This window comes from Metabacillus rhizosphaerae, from assembly GCF_037201795.1.
Taxonomy (GTDB): Bacteria; Bacillota; Bacilli; order Bacillales; family Bacillaceae; genus Metabacillus; species Metabacillus rhizosphaerae.
In genome coordinates this window covers 2,426,770-2,446,627 of record NZ_CP147403.1, presented here as the reverse complement: position 1 = coordinate 2,446,627, position 19,858 = coordinate 2,426,770, and the positions used below count along the sequence as shown (strand labels likewise).

General features: G+C 34.9%; 21 protein-coding genes. 7 read left to right on the top strand and 14 right to left on the bottom strand.

What is annotated here, in order from left to right:
• The first annotated feature begins 176 nt into the window (after positions 1–176).
• Positions 177–956 (top strand): DUF1189 domain-containing protein, encoded by a 780-nt coding sequence (locus tag WCV66_RS11890; RefSeq protein ID WP_338789068.1) that lies wholly within the window; start codon positions 177–179, stop codon positions 954–956.
• Positions 957–1,187: 231 nt separating this feature from the next.
• On the opposite strand, the gene WCV66_RS11885 is transcribed toward WCV66_RS11890, so the two are convergent.
• Positions 1,188–2,954 (bottom strand): methyl-accepting chemotaxis protein, encoded by a 1,767-nt coding sequence (locus WCV66_RS11885; RefSeq protein ID WP_338789067.1) that lies wholly within the window; start codon positions 2,952–2,954, stop codon positions 1,188–1,190.
• Positions 2,955–3,162: 208 nt separating this feature from the next.
• Between WCV66_RS11885 and WCV66_RS11880 the strand changes: the two genes are divergently transcribed.
• Positions 3,163–3,495 carry a hypothetical protein gene (locus WCV66_RS11880; RefSeq protein ID WP_338789066.1) on the top strand — a complete coding sequence of 111 codons (333 nt, stop codon included), beginning with the start codon at positions 3,163–3,165 and terminating at the stop codon, positions 3,493–3,495.
• Between the two features lie 97 nt (positions 3,496–3,592).
• Complete coding sequence (ispG, locus tag WCV66_RS11875; protein ID WP_157094421.1) at positions 3,593–4,744, top strand: flavodoxin-dependent (E)-4-hydroxy-3-methylbut-2-enyl-diphosphate synthase; 1,152 nt, start codon at positions 3,593–3,595, stop codon at positions 4,742–4,744.
• Between the two features lie 58 nt (positions 4,745–4,802).
• On the opposite strand, the gene WCV66_RS11870 is transcribed toward ispG, so the two are convergent.
• Together WCV66_RS11870 and WCV66_RS11865 are read right to left on the bottom strand one after the other, a co-directional pair.
• Positions 4,803–5,018 (bottom strand): hypothetical protein, encoded by a 216-nt coding sequence (locus WCV66_RS11870; protein ID WP_338789065.1) that lies wholly within the window; start codon positions 5,016–5,018, stop codon positions 4,803–4,805.
• An 86-nt stretch (positions 5,019–5,104) separates the two neighbouring features.
• Positions 5,105–5,500 carry a hypothetical protein gene (locus WCV66_RS11865; RefSeq protein ID WP_066334789.1) on the bottom strand — a complete coding sequence of 132 codons (396 nt, stop codon included), beginning with the start codon at positions 5,498–5,500 and terminating at the stop codon, positions 5,105–5,107.
• Between the two features lie 142 nt (positions 5,501–5,642).
• On the opposite strand from WCV66_RS11865, the gene WCV66_RS11860 reads away from it, so the two are divergent.
• On the top strand, positions 5,643–6,215 hold the full coding sequence (locus WCV66_RS11860) for a hypothetical protein (protein WP_338789064.1): 573 nt from the start codon (positions 5,643–5,645) through the stop codon (positions 6,213–6,215).
• 111 nt (positions 6,216–6,326) lie between these two features.
• Here the strand turns inward: WCV66_RS11860 and WCV66_RS11855 are convergent, their stop codons facing one another.
• From WCV66_RS11855 to WCV66_RS11845, 3 genes are read right to left on the bottom strand one after another with little or no spacing between them, the layout of a single operon-like run.
• Positions 6,327–6,737 carry a Fur family transcriptional regulator gene (locus WCV66_RS11855; RefSeq protein WP_066334786.1) on the bottom strand — a complete coding sequence of 137 codons (411 nt, stop codon included), beginning with the start codon at positions 6,735–6,737 and terminating at the stop codon, positions 6,327–6,329.
• A complete protein-coding gene (locus tag WCV66_RS11850; protein WP_066334783.1) occupies positions 6,734–7,576 on the bottom strand; it encodes a metal ABC transporter permease in 843 nt (280 codons plus the stop codon). The genes WCV66_RS11855 and WCV66_RS11850 overlap by 4 nt, the downstream gene beginning before the upstream one ends.
• A 15-nt stretch (positions 7,577–7,591) precedes the next feature.
• Positions 7,592–8,353, bottom strand: a complete 762-nt coding sequence (locus WCV66_RS11845; protein ID WP_338789063.1) for a metal ABC transporter ATP-binding protein — start codon at positions 8,351–8,353, stop codon at positions 7,592–7,594.
• 179 nt (positions 8,354–8,532) lie between these two features.
• Between WCV66_RS11845 and WCV66_RS11840 the strand changes: the two genes are divergently transcribed.
• Complete coding sequence (locus WCV66_RS11840; protein ID WP_066334767.1) at positions 8,533–8,787, top strand: DUF2624 domain-containing protein; 255 nt, start codon at positions 8,533–8,535, stop codon at positions 8,785–8,787.
• Positions 8,788–8,913: 126 nt separating this feature from the next.
• Here WCV66_RS11840 and WCV66_RS11835 read toward each other — a convergent pair whose 3' ends face one another.
• Together WCV66_RS11835 and WCV66_RS11830 are read right to left on the bottom strand one after the other, a co-directional pair.
• Positions 8,914–9,807 (bottom strand): deoxyribonuclease IV, encoded by an 894-nt coding sequence (locus tag WCV66_RS11835; RefSeq protein ID WP_338789061.1) that lies wholly within the window; start codon positions 9,805–9,807, stop codon positions 8,914–8,916.
• Between the two features lie 11 nt (positions 9,808–9,818).
• The gene (locus WCV66_RS11830) at positions 9,819–11,135 is read right to left on the bottom strand and encodes a DEAD/DEAH box helicase (RefSeq protein ID WP_338789060.1); all 1,317 of its coding nucleotides are present in this window, start codon (positions 11,133–11,135) and stop codon (positions 9,819–9,821) included.
• Between the two features lie 219 nt (positions 11,136–11,354).
• Between WCV66_RS11830 and WCV66_RS11825 the strand changes: the two genes are divergently transcribed.
• Both WCV66_RS11825 and WCV66_RS11820 read left to right on the top strand, forming a co-directional pair.
• Positions 11,355–11,996 (top strand): YqfQ family protein, encoded by a 642-nt coding sequence (locus tag WCV66_RS11825; protein ID WP_338789059.1) that lies wholly within the window; start codon positions 11,355–11,357, stop codon positions 11,994–11,996.
• Positions 11,997–12,153: 157 nt separating this feature from the next.
• Positions 12,154–13,098, top strand: coding sequence for a 4-hydroxy-3-methylbut-2-enyl diphosphate reductase (locus WCV66_RS11820; protein WP_066334757.1), 945 nt, complete (start codon positions 12,154–12,156; stop codon positions 13,096–13,098).
• A 58-nt stretch (positions 13,099–13,156) separates the two neighbouring features.
• On the opposite strand, the gene WCV66_RS11815 is transcribed toward WCV66_RS11820, so the two are convergent.
• The 6 genes from WCV66_RS11815 to dnaG all read right to left on the bottom strand — a co-directional run bounded on the left by WCV66_RS11815 (position 13,157) and on the right by dnaG (position 19,834).
• Positions 13,157–14,278 carry a Nif3-like dinuclear metal center hexameric protein gene (locus WCV66_RS11815; RefSeq protein ID WP_066334750.1) on the bottom strand — a complete coding sequence of 374 codons (1,122 nt, stop codon included), beginning with the start codon at positions 14,276–14,278 and terminating at the stop codon, positions 13,157–13,159.
• Positions 14,275–14,991, bottom strand: coding sequence for a tRNA (adenine(22)-N(1))-methyltransferase TrmK (locus WCV66_RS11810; protein ID WP_338789058.1), 717 nt, complete (start codon positions 14,989–14,991; stop codon positions 14,275–14,277). Before WCV66_RS11810 ends, WCV66_RS11815 begins: the two co-directional genes overlap by 4 nt.
• 339 nt (positions 14,992–15,330) lie before the next feature.
• Positions 15,331–15,693, bottom strand: coding sequence for a cytochrome c550 (gene cccA / locus WCV66_RS11805; RefSeq protein ID WP_338789057.1), 363 nt, complete (start codon positions 15,691–15,693; stop codon positions 15,331–15,333).
• Positions 15,694–16,016: 323 nt separating this feature from the next.
• On the bottom strand, positions 16,017–16,568 hold the full coding sequence (locus WCV66_RS11800; RefSeq protein WP_338789056.1) for a hypothetical protein: 552 nt from the start codon (positions 16,566–16,568) through the stop codon (positions 16,017–16,019).
• Positions 16,569–16,751: 183 nt separating this feature from the next.
• A complete protein-coding gene (rpoD, locus tag WCV66_RS11795; RefSeq protein ID WP_066334743.1) occupies positions 16,752–17,867 on the bottom strand; it encodes an RNA polymerase sigma factor RpoD in 1,116 nt (371 codons plus the stop codon).
• 149 nt (positions 17,868–18,016) lie between these two features.
• Positions 18,017–19,834 carry a DNA primase gene (dnaG, locus tag WCV66_RS11790; protein ID WP_338789055.1) on the bottom strand — a complete coding sequence of 606 codons (1,818 nt, stop codon included), beginning with the start codon at positions 19,832–19,834 and terminating at the stop codon, positions 18,017–18,019.
• Between the last annotated feature and the right edge of the window lie 24 nt (positions 19,835–19,858).

The following is a 19,858-nucleotide window of genomic DNA, read 5'->3' as shown; positions in this document are numbered from 1 at the left end:
ATTTATTGTTTTATTGTAAAGGTGTTTTAATAAATTCTTTACAAAAAAATAAAAGATAGTGAAAGATAGCGTTTTCACATACATAATCCTTCAATATAATTGTTCTTTTCTTGTATTATCCAATAGAGAGATATAAAATATAAGTCGTATAAATAAGAAGGGTGTGTCGTTTGCTCATGAATGTTTTTAAACAACTTTACACTAGTATATACTCCCCTAAAATCATCTCCACATTTCGATTTCAAGGGATAGGGAAAACAATATTATTTGTGTTTATTTTGTCTTTGATTAGTACTATACCCACTGCATTTCATTTTACTAGTGGTTTAACAGAAGGTTTAAAAGGATTTGATCAAACTCTCCGTGATGATTTACCTTCCTTTACCATTGAAGACGGACAGCTTTCAGCAGATACTGATAAAGCAATAGAAATTAGGAAAGATAATTTTATTATAATATTAGATGATACTGGTGCATTCGGTGTTGATGAAATTGAAAATAAACAAAATGCGATTGGCATTTTACAGGATCGGTTTGTTTTTGCTGCAAATGGTCAAGCGCAATCGTATGAATATAATCTTTTAAATATGACTATTTCTAAACAAGACCTAATTGATATTTCAAAACAATTTAATCAACTCCTACCTATCTTTATCTCGATTTTAGTTGTAATAGTATATTTATTCAGTTCCTTTGTTAAATTTATTGAAGTAACAGTTTTAGCTGTATTTGGGTTAGCTTTTAAAAATAGTCTTCAAAGAAGATTAAATTTCAAACAAATTTGGGTGATTTCAGCCTATTCGACAACATTAGCAACTATTTTTTTCATCATAATGGATAGTTTACAAGTAACCGTACCTAATGGATTCTTATTAAATTGGTTTGTTCATCTAATTGTTCTTTATCTAGTAATAAAAGAAGTCCCACCTTCAAAGAAGCCTTTAAAAACAGCATAAAAACTGGCATTTTAAGTTCTTACAAATAAAAACGCGGGGTTATTGAACTGCACCCCAATTGTTGGACACAATCTAACAATTGGAGGTGCAGTTCATTATTCCTGCGTTTTTATTATTGGTTATTTTCACAATGCTTGTTGTTTTTTGTACAAGGCACTAAGTGTCGTATCGTATTTAGCCTGTCTGCCGAGCTCTTATCGTTGTTATACTAAATTCTAGCAAGGAGTCAAATTACACTACTTTAAATTGCTTTGTACTTTCTGTTAATGTTTTTGATAAATCTGTAAGAATTAAACCCATTTCATGTGTGCGATTGATTTGAGTAATCTGTCCTTCTGATGATGCAAGCATTTGCTCGGCACTAGCTAAAGTTTCCTGTGAAATCGAAACAAAATTTTCTGAAGATTGTTCCATTCTTGGAAGTGATCTGTTTAGTTCCTGCAGGTAATCCTTCATACCAGACAGCTTCCCATTCACCTTCGATATTTCTGTCATTAACAGATCAAAAGCTTCCTTCGACTCTTCTGCAACAACAAGGTGTGACTGGATATTACCTAACATCGATTCAAATTCATTGTTAGCTTGATCTGAAATCTTTTCCATCATTTGAATTGATTGAGTAATTTCCTCAGTTGCTTTGGATGATTGATCAGCAAGTTTACGAACTTCATTTGCAACTACTGCAAAGCCTTTACCCGCTTCACCTGCACGTGCAGCTTCTATTGTAGCATTTAAAGCAAGAAGCTTTGTCTGTTCTGCGATTGATTGAATAATACTAACAACCTTAGTAATAACGATCGAGTTGTCTCTAACTCCTTTAATCGTGGTCGTCATTTTTGTAAATTCTTGATCAAATTCATTCATTGAATGAATCATTTGAGAAATCCTACTTTCTCCCTTTACAGCAGAATGATCCATGTCTGATGCACTATTAAATACATATTCCATGTTTTGAAGAATAAGCGTTATATCACTTTTCATTTTTTGGAATGTCACAACATTTTCATCTGAGCTGGTAGCTGTTTGTTCAGCTCCTGTTTTTACGACCTTGATCGCTTCAACAAGTTGACTGTTTTGGAGCATTACATCATCTGATGCCTCCCTCAAATGCTTACCTGTTGTAAAAAGCTCTGTCGTTGTTCCATTTATATGAGTAATCATTTCACGCATTTGTTTCATCATTTGATTAAAGCTTTTATGTAAGGAGTATATTTCAGGAATATTAGTCGATAATTTTATGTCGTTTGATAAATCTCCATTTCTAATTTCTCTCATTGCATTCTGTAGCGTGGATAAAGGCTTTGTTAAACTTCTTACAAGTATAAACAAAACGACTGTTGTAATGACAACACTTATTATAACAACAATACCAATAAAATTAGCAAGGTGATTTACTGGCTCCATATAGTTATTTGTCGGAACAAGAATTACATAATACCCTTTTAATTCCTGTATTTCCTTAAAAGATAATGTAAAATCGATTCCATCTATCTGCTTATGTAGCACACCATGATCTTTTTCCAAAATAGCTTTTACTAACTCTTCAGAAATCGTAATTCCTGGTTTTTTATTGATATCCATAGGCACAGCACCATCTTTTGACACTAAGAAGAATTTTGCTGGTAACCCATCTTGTATTAATGCAGCGGATTGTCCTGGTATAACAACATCATCCACTCTTTTTGAAAATTCCTCCTCATCACCAATATATGCAAAGGCCAAGTTTTTAACAATTTCAGAAGTTGTATTAACTTCTCTATAAAGTCGTTCTTCAATTATTTTCATCGTTGTATCCTTTGACTCACTATATGATGTAAAACCTACAACACTAATGGATGATAATAATAGGAAGAGAACTAGAATAATTAATCTCGATTGAAGAGAGATTTTAGAAAAAATTGTTTGTTTATACTCTACTTGTTGCTTTTTCTGATTTTTTTTATGAAGCTTTAGCTTTATTTCGTTTGTTTTATTAACTAAGTTTAGTAATTTTTTCATATTACACCCCTTTCTACAATTCATTAAGAATTATGACAGGGAAATATTAAGGAAGTGTAAATCTATTGTAAATTTTTGTTGTATTTAGTCAAAAAGTCGTGAATCTTTTTCACTATTAACGTTAAATTATATTTTTAATGGAATAAATTACTTGGACAAGCATATGTATGGGTTAATACGATTTTTAACTCATATTGGAGGCAGAAAGATGAAACGAATTTCGTTATTAATAATAGGTCTTTTCCTTTGTTATATTATTTATTATGACTTTCAAATCGGGACACTTCCTGCTTTTAGTATGACAAATGTCGAGGAAACTCCAACATCACCTGATAATAATAAAAAAAGTACTACAATTCCGTATTATGAAGTAAAAATTAAACAAGGTGATACAGTTTTATCCGTAATAGAACGATATCACGGTACTCTCCCTACCTCGATTGAACAAATTGTTCAAGATTTTGAAGGATTAAATACAAATGTGAAGGCAGAATCAATATTACTAGGTGAAACATACCGTTTTCCTGATTATAAACAATAGTTGATCCTTGTCATTTATTATGACTCCCTGTAAAATGAGTGTGGGAAGTACATTTACTAGAAAAAATAGACTAGGTCAAGTATCATTAATTAAGATAATGAAGAACAGAGATATAAACTTATTTTTAAGGAGCGATTTACACGTGAGTGAAATCATACATCGTACAAAAACTCGTCCTGTTAAAGTTGGAAATTTAACGATTGGTGGAAATAATGAGGTTGTTATTCAAAGCATGACAACAACAAAAACACATGATGTCGAAGCAACAGTTGCTGAAATCAATCGTTTAGAGGAAGCGGGATGTCAGATTGTGCGTGTAGCATGTCCAGATGAACGTGCTGCAAATGCAATTGCTGAAATAAAAAAGAGAATTAATATTCCTCTTGTTGTTGATATTCATTTTGACTATAAACTTGCTCTAAAAGCGATTGAAGGTGGAGCAGATAAAATAAGAATTAACCCAGGTAACATCGGGAGAAAAGAAAAAGTTGAGGCTGTTGTAAAAGCAGCAAAAGAACGTAACATCCCAATAAGAATTGGTGTAAATGCGGGATCTCTTGAAAAAAGAATCCTTGAAAAATACGGTTATCCTACAGCTGATGGGATGGTGGAAAGTGCATTACATCACATTAAAATACTTGAAGATTTAGATTTCCATGATATCATCGTTTCTATGAAAGCCTCTGATGTAAACTTAGCGATAGAAGCCTATGAAAAAGCTGCTAAGGCGTTTGATTATCCTTTACATCTAGGAATTACTGAATCAGGGACACTTTTTGCTGGAACAGTTAAAAGTGCTGCTGGTCTAGGTGTTATTTTAAACAAAGGGATTGGAAACACGCTTCGTATTTCTTTAAGTGCAGACCCCGTTGAAGAAGTAAAAGTTGCACGTGAACTTTTAAAATCCTTTGGTTTAGCTGCTAATGCCGCAACATTAATTTCTTGTCCAACATGTGGACGAATTGAGATCGACTTAATTAGTATTGCAAATGAAGTTGAAGAATATATAGCAAAAATCAAAGCACCAATAAAAGTTGCAGTATTAGGTTGTGCTGTAAATGGACCAGGTGAAGCACGTGAAGCAGATATAGGTATTGCAGGAGCACGAGGTGAAGGTCTTTTATTCCGTAAAGGTGAAATTGTCCGTAAGGTTCCTGAAGAAACAATGGTTGAGGAACTGAAAAAGGAAATCGATAAAATTGCTGAAGAGCATTTTGCAAAGCAGGAAGCTGAAAAGCTCAAAGCATAGAAACTAAAGGGTAGAAAATACTATATGTAGTATTTTCTACCCTTCCTTTTTTATAAAGTTATTTCTCTTCATCCTTCACCGGAAGCAGCACAGCTCCAATATTACTGCTCGCGGACAGAGTAGATTCAATATTATCCTCTACTTTATTCTCTTCATAAAAACGATTTTGAATTGCATAATTTGCCGTATATGTTTCATTTTCTTGGTTAACTGGATCAGTTCCATGATTACCTAGTGATTTCTGGATTTTTTCATTTGCCTCATATCTTTTCATATTTTACTCCTTTTAGTTTGCGAAAAAGCGTAAATTAGGGATTGACCATATAAGGTCAATCCCTTCTATCGTTCAGTCAGTCCATTTTAGAAAAATGGCATAATAAAGATTCCTAAAATGATGGAAATTGCACCGATTCCAATTGCCCATGCTCCTAAAGCTTTTGCTCCCCTTCTACGTGCAATGAAGCCAACAATTATACCTGCAGCCCCTAAAATAACAGGTAAAATAAACAGTGAAATAATGGAAAGAGCTAAAGCCAAATACCCCATTCCTCTGCCTTCGCCCACTACTTCATCACGATCAGCTTCTCTGTCTACTGCAGCATAGTCTCTTCTTAAGTTCACTGGTGCGGCTATTTCTGCTGCAGTCTCTTCTTGAAAGTCGTCTTCAATTTCTCGATCTAGTGGCGTGAATCCCTTGTAATCAGGGTTGTCAAAACGAGCACGTTCTTGATTTTCGAACTTATTTTCGTCTGCCATTAAGATCCCTTCCTTTCATATATAAAGGAGCATTTATAGTATGAGCTAATGATGCAGAACTATAACTGTAAAACTTTTCTGTTCGTTTAAAAATTGATTATGGTACACTACTAATAGGAAGCAACGAAGGAGAGAGCATATTATGTTACGACTAGGAATTGATATTGATGGTACAATTACAGACCCTAAGACGTTTGTACCTTATTTAAATAAATCATTTAATAAAACCCTAACATATAATGATTTAAAGCAATATGATTTAACAAAGGTATTAAATATAACCGAGGTAGAATTTTGGAAATGGATGGATGAGTTCGAACCAATTATTTATAAAGAAGCACCTCTTGCCTTACATGCTAAAGCCGTTTTGGATAATTGGAAGGAGCAACACCAGCTTTTATTTATTAGTGCAAGAAGAAAACATTTACTTGATATTACATACAATTGGTTCAATGAAAACGAGCTTTATTATCATCATATTGAATTAATTGGTAGTCACGACAAGCTTGAAGCTGTTAAAAACAATGATATTTCAATCTTTTTTGAGGACAAGCACGATAATGCTTGTATGATTAGTGAAGAGCATCAGATCCCAGTAATTCTTTTTAATACTCCTTATAACCAGGATCCCGTACCAAGCGGAGTTATCCGTGTGGACCATTGGCTAGAGGCTAAAGACTGGGTGAATCAATGGTATGAAGTGAAAGTTTTATAAGGAACAAAAGCGCTGGAGCTGGATGTCATGCGCTTATCCAACAGTTCAAGAATATTATAATTTCCTTAAACGACAAATAAGGCTCTGACACCAAATTGTCAGAGCCTTACTTTAATTGCATTGTGGGCATGTCCCATATATTTCAAACTTATGTCCACTAATATCATATCCGGCTAGGTTTTCTTCTAGGTTCCCCATTGGACACCCAGGTATTTCTTTTGTTTTTCCACATTGTAAACATATGAAATGATGATGATGATGCTTTGTATCACATGTAAATCTGAAATGCTTTTCTCCAGATAGTTCTGTCATTTCAAAAATTCCCAAATCAGCAAATAACGATAAATTTCTATAAATCGTATCGAAGCTTAAACCTGGATAATCATTCTTTAATGACTCTAATACATCTTTTGCAGTTAAGTATTTATCGTAATCAGCAAAAAGCTGGAGCATTTCTTCTCTTTTACTTGTGTATTTGTAGCCTTTTTCTTTTAATAAGTCGAGAGCTTCTTGAACATTCATGAAACTTTCCCCTTTGTAAATTTAGTCCATAAAATAGCTAAAATAAGAATAATAACAGATAAAATAACGATAGTTCCACCTGGTGCTAAATCTAAATAATAAGCTAGGATTAATCCAATAATAACAGAAAGTTCACCGAATAGTACAGAAAAGAAAATGGTTTGTTTAAAGCCTTTTGCAATTCGAATACTCGCTGCAACTGGCAATGTCATTAACGAGGAAACAAGTAAAATTCCAACAATCCTCATTGAACCAGCAATAACCAACGCGACAATTAAAATAAAAATGAAGTGAATCCACTTTGCATGGATACCAGATGCTGTTGCATGTTCTTCATCAAATGATAACAAGAATAGTTCCTTATAAAGAAGAAAGACGGTACCAATAACAAAGACTGTTATCCCTATTATTACATATAAATCTGTACGGCTAACTGCGCTAATACTACCGAATAAATAGCTAAAAAGATCTGTATTAAAACCATCTGCTAGAGAAATAAATATAACACTAATACCTACACCACTAGATAAAATGATTGGTATCGCAAGTTCTTGATAATGCTTATAAACTGTACGAAGCTTTTCAATGAAAAGAGATCCCGTTACAGAAAAGGCCATACCTAAATAAATAGGATTTAAACCAGCAAATACAGCAACCTTTTTCTCAAGCAATAAGCTTGCTGCAATTCCTGCTAATGTCACATGACTCAATGCATCAGCAATAAGAGACATTCGTCTTACAACAACAAACACGCCTAACAGCGGTGCGATTAATCCAATTAACATACCTGATAAAAATGCATTTTGTAAAAATTCATATTCGAAGAGACTGCTTACCATTTTTTATATCCTCCATTAATGGGAGTGGTCATGTGTCAACACATGTAATGAATGTCCATAAAAATCTGACATCTCATCATCCTTTAATAATTCAAACTCTCTAGAGTTACCATGAAAATGTAGATGTTTATTAATACAAGCTACATGTGTTACCTTATCTGTGATTGTTCCAACATCATGCGTAACTAAAATTAACGTAATCCCCAAATCTCTATTCAAATGCGTTAGCATTTCATAAAAACTTTGAACAGTTTGGGCATCGACACCTACTGTTGGCTCATCTAATATCAATAACTTAGGATTACTTACAATTGCACGAGCAATAAATGCACGTTGCTGTTGGCCCCCAGAAAGCTCTCCAATGTTCCTTTTAGCAAACTTGCCTAATCCTACTGCTTCAATTGCCTCATCGACATGCTTGCGGTCTTTTGGACTCATAAATTTGAATAAACCTAATTTGGATGTTAAACCGCTGGAAACAACTTCAAAAACTGATGCAGGAAAACCAGTATTAAAGCTATTTGCTTTTTGAGAAACAAACCCAACTTTATGCCAATCCTTGAATTTCTGTATCGTTTGCCCAAACAACTTTATTTCTCCCTGCTGTGGTTTTAATAACCCTAATAAGCATTTTAATAATGTTGTTTTACCTGATCCATTTGGACCTACAAGCCCAACAAAACTTCCTTGTTCAATTGTAATATTTATATTTTCTAACACTTTTTGCCGATCATATGTGAAATTCACATCATTTATTTCAATAATAGGTTGCTTCATTGACGTCATCCTTTACAAATTAAGAATCGTTCCGATTTACATCTAGTAAATATACACGATTGTTTATAACATGTAAATTATACAGAAATAAATTCTCTATGTAAAGAATAAAAATTCAACGGTAAAAATCGCACATTTTATATAAACCTCCATACATTGTTTTTAGAGGAGGTTTGAAAATGATCTTATTTCAAAAAATTATTAACCAAAAGCTTAACAACATATCGGTAGAGGAATTAATGCAGTATGCGAAACAATTTAATGTTACAATAGGTCGAGCCCAAGCGGTTGAGGTTGTAAAAGCCATGCATGGCCAAAATATTAATATTTTCAATCAAAACGAGAGAAAACAATTATTACAGAAAATTTCAAGTATAACTTCTCCACAAACTGCACAACAGGTTAATCAAATTTTTCAAAAATTCACTAATTAATAAGTACTTAGAATGGAATAAATGAAGAAAAGACAGGATCAATTTTTTTGATCTGTCTTTTCTTCATTTAAATTTTTACATGTTTTCAACACTATGAAACGTATATGTCAAAATGTTTTTATTATCTTATTGATTCATGATCTTATCTAATAGACCTTCATCAAATGATTGTTCCTTGAACATATTAATTTCAAATTTATAAGGAGGTTTTTTGTATTTTTTATCCTCACCCACAAATGGAGTTTCAAGTATTTTTGGGATAGTTGTTAAAGATGGGTGATGAATGACCTTATTTAACGCTTCAAAACCGATATGCCCGAAGCCAATATTTTCATGACGGTCTTTGCTTGCACCCATTGGATTCTTACTATCATTGATGTGCAAAACCTTTAAACGATCTAAACCAATGATTGAATCAAACTCCTCAAGTACTCCATCAAAGTTATTTACAATATCGTAACCAGCATCATGTGTGTGACATGTATCAAAACAGATAGATAAATGCTGGTTATGTGTTACACCATCAATAATCTTTGCCAATTCATCAAAAGAACGTCCACATTCAGAACCTTTTCCCGCCATTGTTTCTAATGCGATTTGAACTTCCTGATTTTGTTCTAGTACCTCATTTAAGCCTTCAATAATTTTATTAATGCCAACCTCTGGACCTGCTCCTACATGTGCCCCTGGATGAAGAACAATTTGTTTAGCTCCTAAAGCATGGGTTCTCTCTATTTCTGAACGGAGGAAATCAACACCTAACTTAAATGTAGCTGGATTTGTTGAATTGCCTATATTAATAATATAGGGTGCATGAACAACGATTTCATCAATTCCATTTTCCTTCATATGGGCTTGTCCAGCTTCAATATTCAAGTCTTCTATTTTCTTACGTCTAGTGTTCTGAGGTGCACCTGTGTAGATCATAAATGTATTTGCTCCGTATGAAACAGCTTCTTCACTTGCAGCTAAAAGCATTTTTTTACCACTCATCGAGACATGCGATCCAATTTTAAGCATGCGTTCTCCCCCTATCTGCTTTTCTTATCTAATCTTCTTTTTCTCTTTTTAATTTGGTCCATTTCACGAGTCATCTTCTTTTTATATCCTGGTTTAACCTTTTTAGGTTTTTGAACGATACTTTTTGCTAAAGCATCCGCTTCATCTGCGACTCTTTTTCGCTTTTGTCGACGTTGGCGATCATCTAAATCCTTCCATTCTCCACCGACAAAATCTCTATTAACAAATTCAATACCTAATTTCTCTAATTTGTTTAATGCATCCTCATCAGATGAATCAAAGAGTGTAACAGCAATCCCTGAACTTCCAGCACGTGCTGTTCTACCAACACGATGAATATAAAAGTCTAACTCTGTTGTTGGAATCTCATAATTAATGACATGACTAACACCTTTGATGTCAATTCCTCTTGCTGCTAAATCAGTTGCAACAACATATTGGAAGTCTAAATCATTGATTTGTTTCATCATTTTTTTACGATCACGAGGCGATAGATCACCATGAATACGGCCAACCTTTAAGCCTTTCTCAAGAAGAGCATTTGCAACTTCATCTGCATTCTTTTTTGTATTTGTAAAAACGATCGCCAAAAATGGATTAAATTTAACAAGCATATCATGTACCAATTTTATTTTGTCTCGGTGTCTTGTCGGTACTAGAACATGCTCAATTTTCGCTGCAGTAACCTGTTTAGGTGCTACATGTGTAAACTTTGGATTTTCTAAATATTTTTTTAGAAATGGTTTTAGCTTTTCTGGTATCGTTGCAGAAAAGACAAGAATTTGTAAGTTGTCAGGCATTTGACTAGCAACCATATCAACCTCTTTAATGAATCCCATGTCAAGCATTAAATCTGCTTCATCAACGACAAATGTACGGACTTTATTGACGATTAATGCTTGTTCCTTCACTAAATCGTTAATTCTACCTGGTGTTCCAACAACAATCTGTGGCTGGGTCTTCAGCTTGTCTATCGTTCGTTGTTTGTCAGTTCCGCCAATATAACATTTCGCTAAGATTTCTTCCTTTGAAAAAGCAATAACCTTTACAACCTCGTTATAGATTTGTGTCGCTAGTTCTCTAGTAGGTGCTGTAATAACAACCTGTACTTCTTTACGATCCGGATCAATCTTGTTTAGTAATGGTAATAAATAAGCATGTGTTTTTCCTGTACCCGTTTGGGATTGACCGATTGCACTTTCACCTTTTAATATTGAAGGTATTAGCCTCTCTTGAATTTCAGTTGGTTCAAAAAATTTCAACTCACTCGATAATGCTTCTATAATAAACGGTTTTAATGAAAAACGCTCAAATTTTGTTTTCTCCATCCGTGTCATCTCCTTTTAGACAAAGCTTTATCACACCTATAATGGTGTACTCTTTATCAGTCCATCATTACATTATACCAATATCCACGAAATAACTCAATGTTTGTCAGAAAGTGAACTTCATCATTGATATAATACTTCTTTTATAATACGGAAACCATTTTCTAATCATTTGCATAGTCTAAGGATAGGGCAACTTATTATGAAAGGAGGATTTATATGTTTCCACAAAGACCGATGCCTCCTATGAATTCTAGAGGTTTTTTCCCCGGGCAAGGTCAGATGCCAATGGGACGTCAGCCTTTACAAGGTCCTTTTATGGGTAGTGGACAAATAGGTCCACAAATGCCTGCAAGAGGCGGAGGATTAAAAGGATTATTATCTAAGATTATGCCTGGGAGTCAAGGTGCAACTGCTATTAATCCACAAGGGTTTATCCAAGGGGCAACAGGTGCTTCAAGAGCTACTGGAGCGCTTCAAGGAATAACAAACCCCGCTAATATTTCTAGTATGCTTGGAAATGTTCAAAAGGTCTTAGGAATGGCACAGCAAGTAACCCCAATGGTTCAGCAATATGGTCCCTTAGTGAAAAACTTACCAGCAATGATCAAAATCTACCGTGAATTAAAAAATAGTGATAGTGAAAGTGATGAAGAAGTCACTACTACTGATGAGACTCCTGAAACAAATACAGAGTTTACCTCTGAAGAAACACCAACAACTAGCAATCAAAAACCAAAAAGAAAGACATCTACAAATGAGACTACTTCTACTAAGAAAGAAACAGAATCAGTGACAACTAAAGAAAATAAAAAACGTCCATCAACACCTAGAGGCTCAAGTCCAAAAATGTATATCTAATTTTCCTCTTTGTAATCTTCCCTTATGTTCGATATAATATTAAGAGATTATGAGAGTAAAGAGCCGTTTTGCGGCTTTTTTTCAATAGAAGAAAGGGACAAAGATTAGAATGACTTTTTAGGTCTGTACCCTTTTTATCTCTTAAGGAGGCAATGAAATGGACGTTATAAAAATCGCTCCACGTGGATATTGTTATGGCGTTGTAGATGCAATGGTTATTGCTAAAAACGCTGCTCTAGATAAATCCTTACCAAGACCAATCTACATTTTAGGAATGATTGTTCATAATAAACATGTAACAGATGCATTTGAAGAGGATGGCATCATAACACTCGATGGAAATAATCGATTAGAAATTCTTGAACAGGTTGATCATGGGACGATTGTTTTTACCGCTCACGGAGTATCACCTGAGGTAAGAAGAATTGCAAAAGAAAAGGGGCTTGTCACTCTTGATGCTACATGTCCGGATGTAACTAAGACACATGATCTTATTCGGGAAAAAGAAGCTCAAGGTTTTCATATCATCTATATAGGGAAAAAGGGTCATCCAGAACCTGAAGGAGCAGTTGGTGTAGCTCCCGATATTGTTCACCTTGTCGAATCAATTGAAGATGTTAACCGATTAAAGATTGAAAATGAAAAAATAATCGTGACAAATCAAACAACAATGAGTCAATGGGATGTTGCAGACATTATGGAAATGGTAAAAGAAAAATTTCCACATGTTGAAGTACATCGCGAAATCTGCTTAGCAACACAGGTTCGTCAAGAAGCCGTTGCTGAACAAGCAAAAGAAGCAGATTTAACAATTGTTGTTGGAGATCCTAAAAGCAATAACTCAAATCGTTTAGCTCAAGTATCAGAACAGATTGCTGGAACAACTGCATACCGTGTTTCAGATTTAAGTGAGCTTAAGCTTGAATGGTTAAAAAATGTAAAAACAGTAGCTGTTACAGCAGGTGCTTCCACTCCTACACCTATTACAAAAAAAGTCATTCAGTTTCTTGAGCAATATAACCCAGAGGATGAGTCAACATGGGATCTAAACCAAAAAGTTCCATTAGCAAAGATTCTACCCAAGGTTAAAATTAAAGGCTAAATATAACAAACAAGCCCATTACTACATACTCATTGTAGGTAACGGGCTTTTTTTAGATTTAAACAAACGTAAAGGGATTTGTATCAACTGTTGAACCAAATACACTCACATCAAAGTTTCTTTCTTTACACATATCACCCAATATGGCTGATACACCTTTAATCATAACCTTCTCAACATGGTGTCCTGGATCAATCACATTTAAGTCTAGCATTAATGCATCATGTGCTACATGGAAATACAAATCACCTGTTACATATACGTCAGCACCTTTATATTTAGCTTGCTGAATATATTTGTTCCCATCTCCACCTAATACAGCAACCTTTTTTACCTTTGAGCTTGGATCTCCTACCATTCTAACCCGCTCAACATTAAGCGATTTTTTTACATGCTCAGCAAACTCTTGAAGAGTTAGCTCATCCTTTAGTTTTCCTATTCTCCCTAAACCTAAAGATGCACCTTGTTGCTCTAATCGATAAATATCATATGCTACTTCTTCATATGGATGAGCTTTAATCATAGCATTGATAATTTTTTTTTGGAGTGACTCAGGAAAAATCGTTTCAATCCTAGTTTCCTTTACTAATTCAAGCTGTCCCGTTTTACCAATAAACGGATCAGCTTCTTCAAGTGGTAAGAAGCTTCCTTCCCCGCTCGTAGAAAATGAGCAATGACTATAATTTCCGATATGGCCTGCACCAGCAGCACCTAAGGCTTCTCTAACAGCCTTTTCATGACTAGATGGGACGAACACGACTAATTTTTTTAATTTATCTTCGTATGTAGGTACTAAAACATCTAGATTTGTAAGCTCTAACGCTGCTGCAAGCAAGTCATTTACACCGCCATTTGCAATATCTAGGTTTGTATGGGCAGCATAGACAGCAATATCATGCTTAATGCATTTTTCAAAAATTCGACCGGATGTAGAATCTGTTGTAAGCTTTTTAATTGGGCGAAAAATTGGTGGATGGTGGGCAATAATTAAATCGACCTTCTTTTCAATTGCCTCATCGATGACCGCTTCTGTAACATCTAAGGTTATCATAACTTGATGAATTTGTTTATTTAAACTCCCTATTTGTAGACCTATCTTGTCCCCTTCTACTGCATAGGATTTAGGTGAAAACTGTTCAAATAATTGAATGACCTCAAAGCCGTTTGGATTTTTCTTCACGCTTGTAATACCTCCTCAACAAGCCGAATTTGGTTTGATAGCTCTTTGAACTTTTCATTATTTTCATAAGTATGTCCCGCTTGTTCAAGCTGTTTAACAATCGTTCGCCAATGATTGCATTCCTGTGTCCACTTGTTTTGAAAAACAACTGATTTCTTTTTAGCTAAAATTGGCCCTAGTAATAGGTTTGCTTCAATGGAATATGTTTGATATGGGAGCATTGAATTTCCTTTTTCAGCTACAAGGATTTCATATATTTTATTGTCTTCTTCTATGATATCTTCATCAATTAATTGCCATCCATTTTCCATCATCCATTGTCTTATGTAAATCGCGTGGATATTGGGTTGTAAAACGAGTCTTTTAACTCCAGATAATTTTGTACTACCTTCTTCCAAAATACGTTTAATTAGACCTCCACCCATTCCTGCAATAGTAATACAATCGATTGAGTCTCCTTCTTCAATAACGGATAAACCGTCCCCTTGCCTGACAGAAATAACGTCTGACAGTTCACATTTCTTTACTTGTTTCTTTGCGGATATAAAAGGTCCGTCGGTAATTTCCCCGGCAATTGCAGCTTTCGCAATTCCCTGCAAAATAGAGTAGCAGGGCAGATAGGCGTGATCAGAACCAATGTCAGCAAAAACTGCATCTTTTGGGATATAACCAGCAACTGTCGCAAGCCTCTTTGATAGCTTCATTTCATTCATATTGTCACCACTATTTCGTTTATTGTTATTTCTTTATCATTTTCCATATAAATACTTTTTAGTAAGCTGTTTTTGCAAACTTTGTTGCTATCTACCAAGTAGTGGGGTGTGGTTGATTTCCGCTCCAGATGCTCGCTTTCCGCGGGGCGAGCGGTGAGCCTCCTCGGCGTAAACGCCTGTGGGGTCTCACCTGTCCCGTTACTCCCGCAGGAGTCTCGCAATCCGTTCCAATCAACCTGAAACAGTTTTCGTTTTAAAAGCAACAATCTCTTAGAAAAGAGCCTTTTAGTAAAAGTATAAAAAAAGTCCTTCACATATGCAAAGGACTTTCTTATACTATTATTTGATTTGAGAAACCCATTCAGCCATTTCATCCAGTTTTTCTGCAGGAACTAAATTACCTGGCATACCGCCTCTACCCTCTTTTAGGGTTGTTTTGATTTCATCAACAGATAATTTCTCTCCAACACCTACAAGGCTAGGTCCTGAAACACCTTGATAGTTATCACCATGACAACCAATACAGCCCTTTTGTGTATAAAGTTCTTCAGGTGTAGCGTTTGCAACATCCTCAGTTTTTGGCTCTTCGTCACCTTTTGCTAATTCTTCATGATCGCCAATACCTTTAAATGATAAAAGGAACATAAGGCCGATTCCTAGAACAGCGATTAATAAAAATGGTATAAGTGGATTGCGATTCATCATGTAACCTCCCTTATGTAAATAAGTAAATCTCCACTAGTAAGGCTGTAATTCCTTCTAATGGTTAGTTGAATTATCTAGCTTTTACAGGCAGTTAACACATTAATAATTTACGTTTACGATTTTTTAGGTTCTTACTGCCCGTTACTGCGGGATAAATTTCATAAGTACATTTTTTTGTAAACAACCTCTATTTTACTGTAATTTTACAATAAGTAAAAGACCTATCTTATAACATCCCCATGTTTTTCACACTTTAGACAAAAAATAGAAAAGAGAATTGTTTCTTTCAAGAAAGCCATTGACAATTAATTATTTTAATATTAGAAGACCATGGTAGTCAATATAAAAATAGCCAAACCTACTATTCCACTAATTATAAGATATATCACACGATATATTCTCCCGATCAAAATCCAAAGTAAGCAATTAACAACAACTGTTCCACCAATCCACAAACGATCACCATTTGTTATTTTCTCTATTATGGATAGTGAGACAATTAATAATTGAATAAAAGTTATACTTAAAGGCACTTGAAAAAATACTCTTTTTCTTATAAAGTAAGCGGTAACATTCATTGAAGATACTAGAAAAAAACCTACAATGGTCATTTGCAAAACGAAAGACAATTCAGTAAAATAAATGACAAGGAGCATTGCTGGAAGCAACAATAGTAGCAAGCCATACAAAAAAACTTGATAGATAGTTATTGCTTTTCTCTTTTGTTCCATTTGTGATGTGATATCTATATCCATTTGATTACCTTCAGTATAAAGCGCTAACAAAAAGTCACAATATGTTTCGGGCAGAAGCTTATTATTTTTCCAATAGGAAATTTCATTAATAATGATGTTCTTTTTATTATTATTCATTCAGGTCATCCTTTTACGTCTACTCTGCCATAAGAATAACGCAAGCCCGCTGGTCAGCATCCATAGTCTTTTTAAGCACATGACTTAACTTGTACCAACTAAAAGGAAGTTGGAGCTTGACACCAAAACTTAGACTTAAACTTTCTAATCATTTAAAAAGACGGACAATGTTGTCCGCCTCATCTATTCTAGAAAGTCTTTAAGACGTTTACTACGACTTGGATGACGTAATTTACGAAGAGCTTTTGCTTCAATTTGACGGATACGCTCTCGAGTAACACCAAAGACTTTACCAACCTCTTCAAGTGTTCTTGTTCTGCCATCGTCAAGTCCAAAGCGAAGACGTAACACATTTTCTTCACGATCTGTTAAAGTATCCAAGACATCTTCTAACTGCTCTTTTAATAACTCATATGCAGCGTGCTCAGAAGGTGAAGTTGCGTCTTGATCTTCAATAAAATCGCCAAGATGAGAATCATCTTCTTCACCAATTGGTGTTTCCAGTGATACAGGCTCCTGAGCAATCTTTAAGATTTCTCTTACCTTATCTGGGGTTAATTCCATATCTTCCCCAATCTCCTCTGGAGTTGGTTCTCTTCCTAAATCCTGAAGTAATTGACGTTGTACTCTTATTAATTTGTTAATTGTTTCAACCATATGAACTGGGATACGGATGGTCCGAGCCTGGTCTGCAATCGCACGAGTAATCGCTTGGCGAATCCACCAAGTTGCATACGTACTGAATTTGTACCCTTTACGGTAATCAAACTTTTCAACTGCTTTCATTAGGCCCATATTACCTTCCTGTATTAAATCAAGGAACAACATCCCACGACCTACATAACGTTTGGCAATACTTACAACAAGTCGAAGGTTAGCTTCAGCAAGTCTACGTTTAGCTTCCTCGTCACCTTCTTCGATACGTTTAGCGAGATCAATTTCTTCATTTGCAGATAAAAGATCAACTCGCCCGATTTCCTTCAAGTACATTCTTACTGGGTCGTTTATTTTTACACCAGGAGGAACACTTAAATCATTTAGATCGAACTCTTCTTCTTTTGCAAGATCTTGAACATTTGGATCACCTTCAGTCTCACCAGCCTCACCAATTAGTTCGACACCTTGTTCACCAAGAAATTCATAATACTCATCCATTTGGTCTGATTCAATTTCAAAGTTGGACATACGTTCTGCAATTTCTTCATACGTCAAAACTCCACGTTTTTTCCCAATTTCAGTTAACTGATCTTTCACCTGTTCAAAGGTTACTTCCGTCTCATGGGTTTGTTTATCAGCCATAGGATCCCCTCCTTCCAAACTTATCACATGTTAAGATAAGCCATCGGATTACTGTTTAGCGGTATTACCTATAATATAGGAATGTGCATGATTAAAATGCATGACACATCATTTATAACTCACTTACCTTTTAATCTTCAGCTTACTTACTATGATTTGAGCGCTTGATTTAATTGAATGATTTCCATCGCAATTTGAGCTGCTTCTTTGAACTGTTTATTTCTTTCAGCTTCATTTTTTTCAGCTTCTTTTTCTTTTATCATTAACATTTTTTGATGATTCAACACCTGTTTTATATAATCTGATAGTTCTTGTTCACTCACTTCGGTGTTTAATGTGATCATCGCAATGTTGGATACAATATGTTGTAATTCAGGACTTGGCAGCCTTGAAAGGAAAGAACTTACATTCTCTTCATTTCCTTCTTCATAAAATCCATATAAATAAGTAACAATTGCTTTGTGCTCTTCAATATTAAATTGAAGTCCAAGTCGTTCAAGAACCTTTTCTGCAAAATCCTTACTTCTTAGCATATGTCCGATTAACATACGTTCAGCAGTATGAAATGCTGGTAGCAGCCTTTTCGATTGAATAGGTGCTCTTTTTCGATGTTGCTGGTCAATACTTTTTTGTGGCGAAGCTTTTTGTGGTTTTATTTGCTGTTCCTTTTGGTGAAGTTGGTCCTTTAGAACCTCCATCGAAAGGTCAAATTCTCTGGAAATTTGTTTTAAGTAGATCTCTTTTTCAACTGCACTTTCTAGCTTACTAAGTTCTAAAATAACATTTTCAATATACTGTAGCCTTTCACCTTCATTTTGAAGGTTTTTTCCTCTACGGTAATAACTCATTTTAAATGTCATTAAAGATACGCTTGCCCCTATTACATCATTTTTGAACTTTTCTGATCCGAATTTTTTGATGTAGTCATCAGGGTCTAACCCATCTGGAATCATTGCAACCTTTATTTTACAACCCGCATCTTTTAATATCTTTGATGCTCTAACGGTTGCTTCAATACCTGCCGAATCTGAGTCATAACATATAATGATCTCAGATACATTTCTACGGATAATTTTCGCCTGTTCATCAGTAAGAGACGTACCCATTGTAGCAATAGCATTTTGGACTCCAGATCTTGTTGATGAAATAACATCTGCAAATCCTTCAAAAAGAATAGCTTGTTGGTTTTTTCGAATATGTACTCTTGCACGGTGGAAATTATATAGCAATTTACTTTTGTTGAAAATTTTTGTTTCAGGGCTATTTAAATACTTGGGCTTTTCATCACCAAGTACCCTTCCAGAAAAAGCAATTGTCATTCCATGGTGGTCTGCTATTGGAAACATAATTCGATTACGAAATCGGTCAAAGTACTCGTCTGAATTGTTTTTCTTAACTAATAGACCCGCTTCCTCCATCATAGATCCATCAAAACCTCTTTTTACTAGAAACTTTGAAATGAAATCCCATGAATCAAGGGCATACCCAATCTCAAACGTATCAATGATTTCTTTTGTAAAGCCACGATTTAATAAGTAGTCTAAAGCTTGCTGACCCTCTTTTGTGTTTACTAATAAATGATGGTAAAATTTCTTTAAGAGTTCATGAGCTTCAATCATTTTTTCTGCATCTTTAGAAACAGATTGCTGCACTTGATCTACTGGAGTGAGCGACGGCATCTCAATATTCGCCTTATCTGCAAGGTGTTGTGCGGCTTCAATAAATGCATAACCCTCATGCTGCATTAAAAATGAAAAAACGTTTCCCCCTGCTCCACATCCAAAGCAATGGAAAATTTGCTTATCAGCAGAAACTGAGAACGAAGGAGACTTTTCTCCATGAAATGGACATAACCCAAAATAGTTACGACCTTGTTTCTTCAATTGAACATATTCACTTACCACATCAACAATGTCAGAAGTTCGTTGTATTTTTTCAATTAATTCTTCGGGAATTCGATTTCCCATGCTAACAACCCCGTGTTAAAGATA